The following is a 13,080-nucleotide window of genomic DNA, read 5'->3' as shown; positions in this document are numbered from 1 at the left end:
AATTTCCACTACTTTTGAGAAGATATAAAATTCAACCTTTCTGTGTTAAAGCCAAACATCCTATACATTTCATATGACGGAATGACAGACCCTTTAGGGCAGTCTCAGGTTCTACCCTATTTATGTGGACTGGCATCAAACGGTTACAGCATACATCTGATCAGTGCTGAGAAACCTGAAAACTTCAAAATATTAGAGAAGCATATTTCCTCCATTTGTAATGCAAATAACATTATTTGGCATCCTATTCCATATACTAAAAAACCACCTGTACTCAGCACGATTCTTGATATTTATAAAATACATCAGCTAGCGCGGAAATTGCAAAAGCATTATCATTTCAGTTTAATTCATTGCAGAAGTTATATTGCAGGGCTAGTTGGAATAAAAATTAAGAAGGAGTTTTCTATCCCCTTCCTATTTGACATGAGAGGCCTTTGGGTAGATGAGAAAGTAGATGGCAACATCTGGAATTTGAAGAATCCTTTGTATCGATATATTTATAACTATTTCAAAGGAAGAGAAAAAGACTTATTTGGAAATGCAGATGCAATTATATCTTTAACGAATAAGGCCTGCCCTGTAATCAAGGGGTTGAATCCAAACACAACTAACCCACCAATGATTCAGGTTATACCTTGCTGTGTTGACACAGATCATTTTAATCCTGCATTAATACTTGCATCAGATGCAGATAACTGGAGAAAAAAACTTGGGTTAAAAACATCAGATTTCATACTTGCCTATTTGGGAAGTTTCAGTACCTGGTATCTCCCGCTGGAAATGATTGCCTTTTTCAAACGGCTATCCTTAATTAAACCTGAAAGCAAATTTTTGGTTATTACTCACGAATCTCCTGAATTATTTAGGACTATGGCATCAACATGCGGAGTTGATTCAAGCAAATTAATAATCACCAAAGCAAACCGGTCAGAATTACCGGCGTTATTAAGTCTTGCAGATATTTCAATAAGTTTTATTAAAACCGGCATACTCTAAAATTGCAAGTTCCCCAACAAAGATTGGTGAATTACTCAGTATGGGCATTCCTGTTGTGTGCAATAAAGGGATAGGCGATACTGATGAAATCATTTTAATTTCGGGAACAGGAGTCATCTGTTCTTCAAATGATAATGAAGCGTATGATCAATCGATCCACCAAATTCTTAAATTAAAAACAAATACTTCACCTGAAAAAATACGGGAGAAAGCAATCGAATTATTTAGTCTTAAAAAGGAGTATCGCATTACCTTTCTGTGTATAAAAAGTTATTGCATCAGGAATGATGATAAGGTTCGTTTTTCAAAATCGTCATTGCCCGATACAATTGTTCTGTAAAGAACAATCTAATCATCTGATGTGTATACGTCATCTCCGACAATGATAATTTTTCGGAAGAACGGGCTTTGACTGAATCATGAAAACCGTATGGACCTCCAATCACAAAAACAATATCTTCCTGAACGGAAATGAATTTCTTATTTAACCAGGCAGCAAATTCTTCCGAACGATATTGCTTTCCCTTCTCATCAAGCAATACCACATAATCTGAAGATTTAATGCAGGCTAGAATTTTACCAGCCTCCAGTATCATTACCTCCGCCTTACCTTTTTTAGCGTTTGAATTGAGCTCAATTTCCTGCCATTCTATCTTTAAATAACGCTTCACCCGTTCCAAATAAGTTGTCAGGCCTTCTTTTAACCAGCCAGAATCCGTTTTACCAATTGCTATTATTCTGATTTTCAATTGTTTTTATATATAATAATTTTAATTACTCCTGTTGAAAACCCTGTAAGCAATTTATGTTAATTCCTTCCAAAAACCTTCTAATATTGTGTAAAATTGAATAATAATTGAATTGTATCCCGCCTTTGGCAAGAATTTTGCCAACATGCGGAAGATAAAATACCATGAAAAGTCTAATAACCATCCTAAGTTTATTTCTGTTGAGTGTAAACATTGCTTCGGCTGAACTTGACTTATTGGATGATATTGCAAATGCCTTGAGGTCCGGAGATGCTAAATCTGTTTCTAAGTATTTCGGCAACTCTGTTGATCTCACCATTATTACTCAGGAAGAGGTGTATAGCAAGGTACAAGCGGAACAAGTATTGAGGGATTTCTTCTCAAAGAATCAACCCCGTTCTTTCACAATAATACACAAAGGGGAATCTAAAGAAGGCGCACGATATGCTATTGGAAGTCTGATTACTACTCAGGGAGTAAGTTATAGAACTTATTTTTATATCAAACAGCAAGGCGGGAATGCCATCATTCAGGAGTTGAGATTTATGAAAGAATAAATAAAAACCCCCAATTAAAAGGGCTGATTTCCACAAAATTCAGCCCTTTTTTATTCGATAAACCTTAAAAATCCCTTTTAAATCAGTTATAATGGCTGTATAATATGCACTTTTGCATATTATGAATTTAGAAAATTTTATTCATGCTGCATTAGCAGAAGATGTTGGTGATGGAGATCATACTTCCTTATCTACTATTGATCCGAAACAAACCGGTACCGCACATTTGCTGGCAAAAGAAAACGGTATATTGTCAGGATTAATACTCGCAAATACAATTTTTAAGATTGTTGATCCCGAGCTTTACTTTTCCTGTGAACATGTTGATGGAAAAGCGGTGGAGAAAGGAGAAAGTATTTTTAAAGTTTCCGGAAGCATCCAGAGTATTTTAAAAGCAGAGCGACTTGTTTTAAATTGCATGCAACGCATGAGTGGAATAGCAACAACTACGCGAAAATATGTAGATGCCGTGAAAGGCACCTCTGCGAAGGTCATGGATACGCGTAAGACGACCCCCTTGCTTCGCTCACTTGAAAAACAAGCCGTATTAACAGGAGGAGGCCACAATCATCGGTTTGGTCTTTTTGATATGATATTAATTAAAGATAATCATGTGGATAGTGCCGGAGGTATATTGCCGGCTTTGGAGAAAGCAAAAAACTATCTTAAGAAGAACCATCTGCAATTGCCGATTGAAATTGAAACAAGGACACTTGCCGAAGTCGAGGAAGCACTTTCTGCCGGAATAGCTAACCGTATTATGTTCGACAACTTTACTCCACCACTGGTAAAAGAAGGAGTGGATTTGGTAAATAAGAAAACGGCGACGGAAGCTTCCGGTGGAATTACACTTCAAAACATACGAGATTATGCATTAACCGGTGTCGATTGCATCTCTGTTGGAGCCTTAACACATTCTGTAAAAAGTCTTGATCTGAGTTTGAAAATAAGAAAATGAGTGATAGTAAAATTATACGGTTTATCCTCAACAACTGGCCGGTAAAACCCCTTTTAGTTATTTCAAAACACTTGCGTCTTCCCGGATTTGAAGGCTTGCCTCTTTATGATGTTGGAGAATTCTTTTTCACCCGTTTGAATGAAGGGGAATTGCAAACAAGAGCACGATCACTGGCATTCAGTTTTTTTCTTGCCCTATTCCCTACTATCATTTTCATCTTTACTCTGATACCCTATATACCAATCGAATCATTTCCAGAAAGGTTGTTATCACTTATCAAAGATTTCTTACCGGCAAACACATTCGATAGTGCAAGAGAGACAATAGAAGATATCATTCTTCATCAACGCGGAGGCTTGCTTTCATTTGGTTTTTTATTTGCATTATTTATTTCTGCAGATGGTATTATGGCTTTGATGACATGGTTCAACAAAAGTTATCATGGAAAAGAACAACGGTCTGCATGGAAATTTCGAATGATGGCAATTGGATTAACCATTACTCTTGCATTATTAGTCTTTCTGGCAGTGGGACTTATAGTAACAACAGAGTTTGTATACTACTACCTGGAAGAAAAGCAAATATTGGCAAATTTCATGCAACTGGTATTGCTTTCCCTTGGAAAATGGATTATTCTACTGGCGCTGTGTTTTTCAGCAATATCTCTTCTCTACTATTATGGACCTTCCAAACATGATAAATTAAAATTTATTTCAGCCGGATCATCCTTAGCCACTTTACTAATAGTCTTGACCTCACTTGGATTTAATTATTTTATCACCAACTTTGGACAATACAATAAGGTATATGGATCAATAGGGACCTTAATCGTAATCTTAGTTTGGTTGTACATCAACTCGTTTGTGTTACTGGTCGGATATGAATTAAATGTCTCGATCCGAAAAGCCAGAAAAATCACTTCTCTTCCCATTCAGTGACAGTGCCCGGTAGTCTTTCAATTTCTTCCCAAACACCATTCCCATTCAGTTTTTCAATGACATACGTTTCCACTCCGGAATTCCATTGTTGATACTTGGTCCATTTTAAAATATAATCTGCCCCCATCTCTAAGCGCTGCAATAAAATAGAGGATCCGATGAAACCTTCTTTTGCTTCGACATTGCAAATATTTTGTACAATAATTTTATAATAATAATCCTGTTGATCGACTGAAACATCAAAATCAGAATATTCATGAGCAGTTCCCGGCACAGAGGCTATAAGTTGGTAATTAACTGCATCGGTTGATCTGTAAACATCAAATCTATCCACCAATGAAGGCAATATAGACGGCTCTCCCCCCTCTGTTAAAACAAATTCATCATCCACAACGGTGGAACGTACAATATCTACAAATTGATCATCCACATCGCTGGTAGGGGTTGCCGTAGATGAATTACTTGATGATTGATACAATGGGTCACCACAAATATTCAATCCCACTACTTTGTAGGCATATGGAACCGGACAACCGGCGGTAGTATCCACAAAATTATGAACTAAACTATCCACAATCGCTATCAATTGAAAAACCCCATTGCCATTATCTTCTCTATAAATTTCATACCCGGTAACTGAACATCCTCCATAAGGATTCCAGGTAAGAGCTACCTGCTGATGAGCACCCACTGCATTTAGTAAAATAGTTTCATGCGCGCGAAGAGCAGAGAAATCAACACGAAGTCCACATTTATCTACTGCCTGTACTTTATAAGCATATGTTGATGTATTCGTATTCAAGCCGGAATCTTCGAAAAACGGTATATTGTTATTCACACCGGTATTGGATTGAAACACCTGCCCTATACTATCATATACCATGGTCATCGCATTTCTTCGATAAACGACATAATAGTCAAGATCATTCACCATTGTCTTTTGCCATTCCATAAAGACTTCATCCGGTGAATTCACCGTTACACGATAGATGTCGGATACAGGAGGCGGGTTTTGATCATAAACATCAATATAGTCTGTTTTAACCAAAGTATCAGAACACCCCTGATCATTTGTAACAATCAAGGACACTGTATACACACCTTGGTTCGTATAGGTATATGAAGGATCAGAAAGCATCGAGACATCTCCATTACCAAAATCCCATTCATAAACAGGATTCGATAATCCGGAAGAGTTATTCGTAAAAGTAATTTCAACCGGACTGCAGCCTTCGAGTATATCAGCCGAAAAATCTGCTATCGGTTGAATATTGACAATGATAGTATCAGCATATACAAGTGTATCAGAACATCCTTCTGCATTAAATGCGATCAGGGTAATACTATAATTTCCCGGCTGGGTATAAGTATGTGTTGGATTATTTCCTGTAATAACCGTTCCATCTCCCATCCACCAAACAAGACTATCGGCAACAGTGGATGTATCCGTAATTTGAATGGTATGTGGTGTACAACCCACGATATTATCGACTGAATAAGATAGCACAGGACTTAAACTTACAGTTATAATTTGAGGGTAAGTGTAAATTGTAGAACACCCGGAGGAATCAAATGCATATAAAGAAACCGTATAGGTACCGGGTTCAGTAAAGACATGCACAGGATTACTGCTTGTATCCTCTGTACCATCGCCAAAATGCCATTCATAGGCTACACTATTTTGTGATACATTGGCAAAACTTATTGCATGTGGAGCACAGCCTGAAACAGATGAAACAGTAAATAATGGGACAGCACCTCTCACCAACACCAGACTATCTATTAATATACTATCTAAGCAACCAAACTTATTTTCTGAAATCAATTGCACATCATAATAACCCGGATTTGTATAAATTAAAGAAGGATTTTGATTCGCTGAATAACTTCCATTTCCGAAATTCCAATTCCATGCCACGGCATTTAAACTTAGATCAGTAAAATTAACAAACAATGGAGAGCATCCTTCCAAAGTATCGACCGAAAAATTTGCAACAGGAGTATTCACTTCGATCATCGAGTCTACGACCAGTGTATCCTTGCACCCTGATGCAGACGTAACAATTAAAGTAACATCATAATAACCGTCACTTGCATAGGAATTGGTTGGTTGTTGTACATTCGAAACAGCACCATCACCAAACTGCCAACTCCAACTCACGGCATTACTACTGGAGTCACTAAAAGTCACATTGAATGGGGCGCATCCACCATCTCCGGAAATAGAAAAAGCTGCAGCCGTCAACTGAGGAGAAGGAAGTGATTTCGTCTTGACACAGCCATACATATCCCGAACTGTCAAGGTAATTGAATCAGCAGGGTTCGTATTATAGACATGTACCGGATGTTGGAGTGAAGAAGTATCGCCATCACCAAAATCCCAGAACCAACTTACTGCATCAATACTCACATCCGTAAATTCCACAATTGCCGGAACACAATTCACACCGGATGTATAATTAAAATCTGCCACCAGTGAAGCACCATAAACAGCATTCACAATGGTCATAGTGTCACTACAAATATTCTTACTGGCGATTAAAGTAATCCCATAGTATCCCTGGAAGCCCGGTAAATAAAAATTATGAACCAAAGGATCAAACAAACTAGAGGTAGTATTGTCGCCGAACTGCCATAACCAGGAAGTGCTTCCTGTTGACAAATTTGATAAAAGTCCAACTACTGTTCCTGTTTCGCAATTTGAGAGTGGGGTTGTATATGTAAAATCCGCTTTCGGATTAAAAATCTCCACGGCATAAGACAGTGGAAAATTCTGAACACATCCATTAATATCTGTAACCTGTACGCTAACAACATAGATACCACTATCGCTATACGCGTGGAGAGGGTTCTTTAAATTGGAAACATTTCCATCACCAAAATCCCATAAATATTGATCGTAATTAATATTACCTGCATTAAAAGCGATAGAATCATTCGCACACCCTCTTCTCACATTAGATGAAAGGGGGCTGGTAGCATTTACAGAAAATGATTTCGCAACAAATGATTCACAATTAAAAGTATCCGTTATATTTAAACTTATCATATAACTACCGTTCAAATTCGGATAGGTATAAGATGCTGTCGCGGTTGTATTAGTAACACCATTTCCGAAATTCCAGAGATAATTTAATCCGGGTGTATTTGTACTGACATCCACTAATACGCCTGCACATAAATTTGTAGAAACAATATTAAAATCTGAAACCGGCTTTACAACGTAAAAGGTGTCACTAAAAATAAAAGTATCAACAACTCCAAATACATTTGTTAAATACAATACCGGCACAAAAGCTCCACTATCCGAATAAATATGCTCAGGTGAAGATAAATTTGATGTTTGACCATCCCCAAAATCCCATAACCAGGCCAGGGCGGTAATATCCGGATTCGAAAAAGATACCGTATAGGGAGCGCAATGATAAACGCGCGGAGGAGGTGGAAGTACCCCACCGCCTAATCCACCGCTTGTACCTTGCGAACTACCAAATTTTATTGGGGGATAAGTATAAGTATATACACAACTATCATTTCCAATAGTTAGTGAAATTGTAAATGGTCCTGCGGTAGTATAAGTATGAAGTGGATCACTTACGAAAGCAGAGTCGCCATCTCCAAAGCTCCAGATCCACCAAGTAGCACCTGTAGCATTTGCATAAAACTGTACATCTAATGGAAGAACTGTATCTGTACAAATTGCTGAGGCACTTGCCCCCAATCCTGTAATGACTACACTATTGTTTGCCTGTAATGTTGTAGTACATCCTAAGGGTGTAGTTACAACAAGAGTTACATTATAAGAACCCGGACCGGGATAAAAATGCGATGGATTTTGTAAAGTTGAGCTTCCTCCATCTCCAAAACTCCATTGCCAGCCTGCTGCATTTAATGATGTATCCGTAAATATAACTTCATAGGGAGGACATGGCGAAATGGTATAAGTAAAACCTGGTTCAGCACCGTCGATTCTAAAAGTTTGAAAATTTGAAATATGTTGTTCGCACCCTCCATTAGGCATCCATGTTGTTAAGGAAACCACATAAATTCCCGGTGCAGTATATACATGATACGGATTTGCAGATGTCGATGTTGTCCCATCACCAAAATCCCACAAAAATGAGGCAGCACCTGAAGCATCAGAAAAATTCACAGGGTATGGAGCACATCCGTTTATATCAGGTGGTGTTTGATAATTAACGGTGGCTGCCGAAACAGTAATTTTATTCACCACGATTAAGGTGTCCTTACAACCTCCCGCGTCAGATGCTATCAATTTAACAGTGTATGTTCCCGGCGAGGTATACACATGGGTTGGATGAATCTGAGTCGATGTTGTCCCATCTCCAAAGTCCCATTGATAACCGGAAGCCATAGTAGAATTATTACTGAAATTAACGGATAAAGGAGGACAACCTGATGAAACATCTGTAGAAAAAGCTGCATTGGGAGAAAACACATTAATTTTCAAACTCTGTGTATAGGAATAAGTACATCCGTTGACACTTGTCCCTGTTAAGTTGACACTATAAACTCCTTGCGCTGTATATACATGAGACGGAACCTGCTGAGTAGAAGTGGTACCATCACCAAAATCCCATAACCAGGTGTAATTTCCAGCGGGTTGATTCACACATTGTACATTCAATGGTGCACAGCCGGTATGGTTAGTCATCCAAAAAACGAAAACCGGTCTTGGATGAACAACTACAGGACCTGCATTCACCTGTCGCTGACAACCATTGGAATAAGTTGCAGTTAATGTAACCGGAAAAATTCCACTATCCGGGTAGTTATAATAGACGGTGGAGCCTGTTTTTGTTATTCCATTGCCCAGATTCCAGCTATACAGTGTATTTGAGTAGTAGGTAGTATTCAAAGAAAGATTAAGAGGCATACAGCCTGTATCCTGACTAATATTTGCAACAGGGAGTGGATTCCATTTTATATGAACAGGAGTTGGAGCATACACCTTATCCACACAACCGTTGGAACTGGTAAGAATAAGTGAAACATTAAAATAACCTGTATCAGTGAAAACATGCATTGGATTCATAGCCGATGAAAAACTACCATCATCAAAATCCCAATTCCAGCTTACTGCATTATTCATTAATGCCGTGAATTGAAAATTAAAATTGTTATCACATGTTGAAGTATCATTTACACTTATCATTGCAGACGGAGCCGGCAGAATTGTGATAAATGATCCTTTCACCAATAGGTCACTGCAACCTAAAACCTTGTTATAAACTACGAGTGTTACATTAAATGTTCCCGATAAATTATAAATATGTGTTGGATTCCACTGATTACTTGTTGTTCCATCACCAAAATCCCAGTTACAAGAATCAAAGTTTGTAGATAAATTCGTAAAAGTGAAAATCTGACTATTCTGACATCCTGAATTGATATCCACAGAAAAGTTCGCCGCAGGTTTTGGCTGAACAATAATCTGACTTGAGTATGAATTGGAGCTGCCATTTGAACTAAATGCCGTCAATGTTACAGTATATGTTCCGGCAATTGTAAATACATTACTCGGATTTGCCAATGTAGAGGTATTGCCATTTCCAAAACTCCATTGATAGGAAACAGCATTGATTGAGGTGTTGTTAAACTGCACATTAAAAGGTACACAGCCTTGTGAAGATGGCACCGAAAAGGAAGCTACAGGATTCTGCGCATGCACCTTTGAGACAAATACAATTATCATCATCAGCAATAAGCGGGATGCCTTGCCGATGAGAGTGTTATGCCTAAGAAACAGAACCTTATCAGAAATCATATGGCATTCATACGACTTCAGAAGTATTAAGTTCCCTGGCATACCATAATTTAAGTATTGGCGTTTAAATACTTATCAAATAATCAGCAAACATTTCAACTGTAAGATCCACCGGATATATATATGATTAAATCAGAGTCACTTAGCCAACAGATTGTTAAACAAAAGTTTACAAATTCAAGGAATCATATTCTACCTTTGCAGTTCAATTATAAGTGTAAGGTTTCCTTATGAAGTTATCAGAAGAAGAATGGGTTGAGGTATATGGAGCAAGAGTTCATAACCTGCAAAATATAGATGTCACCTTTCCGAGAAATAAATTGGTTGTCCTTACCGGCCTAAGTGGCAGCGGAAAAAGCTCTTTGGCATTTGACACCATTTATGCAGAAGGTCAGCGGCGATACATGGAAACATTTTCGGCCTACGCTCGTCAGTTTCTTGGAAACATGGAAAGGCCGGATGTGGATAAAATAAAGGGCTTAAGTCCGGTCATCTCCATCGAGCAAAAAACCACCAATACAAATCCCCGATCAACTGTTGGAACAGTGACGGAAATTTATGATTTCCTTCGATTACTATTTGCACGAACGGCGGATGCTTACTCCTACCTCACCGGAGAAAAAATGATCCGTATGTCAGATGAGCAAATTCGTGAAGTGGTCATGAATCAATATGACGATCAAAATATTTTATTACTTGCACCTGTTGTAAAAGGGAGAAAAGGTCATTACAGGGAACTTTTCCAGCAGATTGCACAACAAGGATTTGTTAGAGTAAGAATAGACGGCGAGTTGACTGAAATCAAGAGAGGTTTACAGGCCGATAGATACAAAACGCATGATATTGAAATTGTCATTGACAAATTACATATCAATGAGGACGCTTCCTTCCGAATTTATGAAAGCATTAAAACCGCATTAAAACAAGGTAAAGGAACCATGATGGTTTTAAATGAAAAAGACAAGAAAGTCCGTCATTTAAGTCAGCATCTCATGTGTCCCACTTCCGGTATTTCTTATGATGAACCGGCACCGAATACATTTTCATTTAACTCCCCCTATGGTGCTTGTACGAAATGCAATGGCATGGGCACTATTCCGGAAATCGATATTAATACTGTGATCCCCGATTTTTCAAAAACTATTAAACAAGGAGGAATAACTCCGCTGGGAGAATATAAAGACTCCAGGATATATCAACAGATTCAATCTATCGGCAAGCGCTTCGATTTCACCATGGCGACGCCGATAAAAGATATTTCAGAGGAAGCATTGAATGTTATACTCTATGGCTCCAACGAAATTTTCACCGTTGAAAAAGATTTTACACCCGGCTCAGTAAACAGCTACACGATGAGCTTCGAGGGAATAGCAAGTTTTATCTCCGCACAGCTAAACGAATCGAATTCATCGGGAAAACTCAAAAAATGGGCACAGGGATTTATGGCTTACATCCCCTGTTCTGATTGCAATGGTTCCCGACTTAAAAAAAGAAGCGCTTCACTTTAAAATAGACGGAAAGAATATTGCCGAACTCGCCGAAATGGATATACTTCTTCTTTATGAATGGAGTTTATCCATTGATAAAAAACTATCCAAAAAACAATTAACCATAGCTAAAGAAATTTTAAAAGAAATTTCCAAGAGAATAAAATTTCTTTTAGACGTCGGCCTCGACTACCTTACTCTTAATCGAAGTTCCAAGTCACTTTCAGGTGGAGAATCACAACGCATACGTCTCGCCACTCAAATTGGATCACAACTTGTTGGGGTAATGTATATTTTAGATGAACCCAGTATCGGATTGCATCAACGCGATAACACACGACTGATTCAATCCCTTAAAGATTTACGTGATCTTGGTAATTCGGTTATTGTGGTGGAGCACGATAAGGAAACAATACTGGCAGCAGACCATATCATAGACCTTGGCCCGGGTGCCGGAATTCATGGTGGAAGGATTGTAGCGAGTGGTGATGCCGATCAGCTCATTGAATCGGATTCACTTACCGGCCAATACTTATCCGGAAAGATGCATATTACTCATGGGAAAAGAAGAAAAGGTAACGGAAAAACACTGGTATTAAACGGTGCTAAAGGAAACAATTTGAAAAATGTTAGTGTCGATTTTCCATTAGGCATGTTCATTTGTGTAAGTGGTGTCTCAGGAAGTGGTAAATCTACTTTAATTAACGAAACACTCTACCCCATCCTTAATCAGCATTTTTACAGATCTCTTACCAAGCCATTAAACTATAAGTCAGTGAAAGGCTTAGAACATATTGACAAGGTCATTGAAATAGATCAAAGTCCCATTGGAAGAACGCCCAGATCAAACCCTGCCACCTACTCCGGTGTTTTCAGTGACATTCGAAATCTTTATGCTCAATTGAATGAAGCAAAAGTTAGAGGCTATCCTCCGGGATGGTTTTCGTTTAATGTAAAAGGTGGTCGTTGTGAAACATGCCAGGGAGCAGGAATGAGGACCATTGAAATGAATTTTCTACCGGATGTTTATGTCATATGTGAAAGTTGCAATGGGAAGCGATACAACAGGGAAATACTGGATGTTCGTTATCGGGGTAAATCAATCAATGACGTATTAAATATGAGCATTGAACATGCTGTAGATTTTTTTGAAAACATGCCCGGGATATTACATAAAATCCGCACCTTAAAAGATGTAGGGTTGGGATATCTTACACTTGGTCAACAAAGCACTACTTTATCCGGAGGAGAAGCTCAGCGTGTAAAACTGGCTGCAGAACTTTCTAAAAGAGATACGGGCAATACATTTTACATTTTTGATGAGCCCACTACCGGCTTGCATTTTGAAGATGTAAGAATTCTACTGGAAGTATTAAACAAATTGGTTGATAAAGGAAATACTGTTTTAGTAATTGAACACAATATGGACGTTATCCGGATGGCAGATCATGTTATTGATCTCGGACCTGAAGGAGGCTCACGGGGAGGCAACATACTATGCACAGGCACACCTGAAGAAATTATAAAAAACAAATCTTCTGTTACAGCCCAGTATCTTAAAAAAGAAATCCAATCCAATAGAACTTTAGTTAAAGTATAGCGTA

General features: G+C 38.3%; 6 protein-coding genes and 8 pseudogenes. 5 read left to right on the top strand and 9 right to left on the bottom strand.

Annotated features, from left to right (window positions below):
* Positions 1-81: 81 nt before the first annotated feature.
* On the top strand, positions 82-999 hold the full coding sequence (locus IPJ86_09800) for a glycosyltransferase (protein ID MBK7887563.1): 918 nt from the start codon (positions 82-84) through the stop codon (positions 997-999).
* 278 nt (positions 1,000-1,277) lie between these two features.
* Here the strand turns inward: IPJ86_09800 and rlmH are convergent, their stop codons facing one another.
* Complete coding sequence (gene rlmH / locus IPJ86_09795) at positions 1,278-1,748, bottom strand: 23S rRNA (pseudouridine(1915)-N(3))-methyltransferase RlmH (protein MBK7887562.1); 471 nt, start codon at positions 1,746-1,748, stop codon at positions 1,278-1,280.
* A gap of 164 nt (positions 1,749-1,912) precedes the next feature.
* On the opposite strand from rlmH, the gene IPJ86_09790 reads away from it, so the two are divergent.
* The 3 genes from IPJ86_09790 (at position 1,913) to IPJ86_09780 (ending at position 4,201) form a co-directional block, all read left to right on the top strand.
* Positions 1,913-2,305: a DUF4783 domain-containing protein gene (locus IPJ86_09790; GenBank protein ID MBK7887561.1), complete on the top strand. Its 393-nt coding sequence runs from the start codon at positions 1,913-1,915 to the stop codon at positions 2,303-2,305.
* A 121-nt stretch (positions 2,306-2,426) separates the two neighbouring features.
* Positions 2,427-3,263, top strand: coding sequence for a carboxylating nicotinate-nucleotide diphosphorylase (gene nadC, locus IPJ86_09785; GenBank protein MBK7887560.1), 837 nt, complete (start codon positions 2,427-2,429; stop codon positions 3,261-3,263).
* Positions 3,260-4,201, top strand: coding sequence for a YihY/virulence factor BrkB family protein (locus IPJ86_09780; protein ID MBK7887559.1), 942 nt, complete (start codon positions 3,260-3,262; stop codon positions 4,199-4,201). The genes nadC and IPJ86_09780 overlap by 4 nt, the downstream gene beginning before the upstream one ends.
* Here the strand turns inward: IPJ86_09780 and IPJ86_09775 are convergent.
* From IPJ86_09775 to IPJ86_09740, 8 genes and pseudogenes are all read right to left on the bottom strand, one after another.
* The gene (locus IPJ86_09775; protein ID MBK7887558.1) at positions 4,179-5,612 is read right to left on the bottom strand and encodes a PKD domain-containing protein; all 1,434 of its coding nucleotides are present in this window, start codon (positions 5,610-5,612) and stop codon (positions 4,179-4,181) included. The genes IPJ86_09780 and IPJ86_09775 overlap by 23 nt on opposite strands.
* Before the next feature lie 144 nt (positions 5,613-5,756).
* Positions 5,757-6,119: pseudogene (locus IPJ86_09770) on the bottom strand (PKD domain-containing protein).
* A gap of 126 nt (positions 6,120-6,245) precedes the next feature.
* Positions 6,246-6,710: pseudogene (locus IPJ86_09765) on the bottom strand (PKD domain-containing protein).
* A gap of 276 nt (positions 6,711-6,986) precedes the next feature.
* Positions 6,987-7,250 (bottom strand): annotated as a pseudogene (locus IPJ86_09760) (PKD domain-containing protein).
* A gap of 711 nt (positions 7,251-7,961) precedes the next feature.
* Positions 7,962-8,222, bottom strand: a pseudogene (locus IPJ86_09755) (PKD domain-containing protein).
* 9 nt (positions 8,223-8,231) lie between these two features.
* A pseudogene (locus tag IPJ86_09750) lies at positions 8,232-8,525 on the bottom strand (PKD domain-containing protein).
* A gap of 183 nt (positions 8,526-8,708) precedes the next feature.
* Positions 8,709-9,257: pseudogene (locus IPJ86_09745) on the bottom strand (PKD domain-containing protein).
* Positions 9,258-9,698: 441 nt separating this feature from the next.
* Positions 9,699-10,031: pseudogene (locus IPJ86_09740) on the bottom strand (PKD domain-containing protein).
* Between the two features lie 188 nt (positions 10,032-10,219).
* On the opposite strand from IPJ86_09740, the pseudogene uvrA reads away from it, so the two are divergent.
* Positions 10,220-13,076 (top strand): annotated as a pseudogene (uvrA, locus tag IPJ86_09735) (excinuclease ABC subunit UvrA).
* Positions 13,077-13,080: the final 4 nt, after the last annotated feature.

This window comes from Bacteroidota bacterium (assembly GCA_016713925.1).
Classification (GTDB): domain Bacteria; phylum Bacteroidota; class Bacteroidia; order AKYH767-A; family OLB10; genus JAJTFW01.
This window is presented reverse-complemented; position numbering and strand designations above follow the sequence as displayed.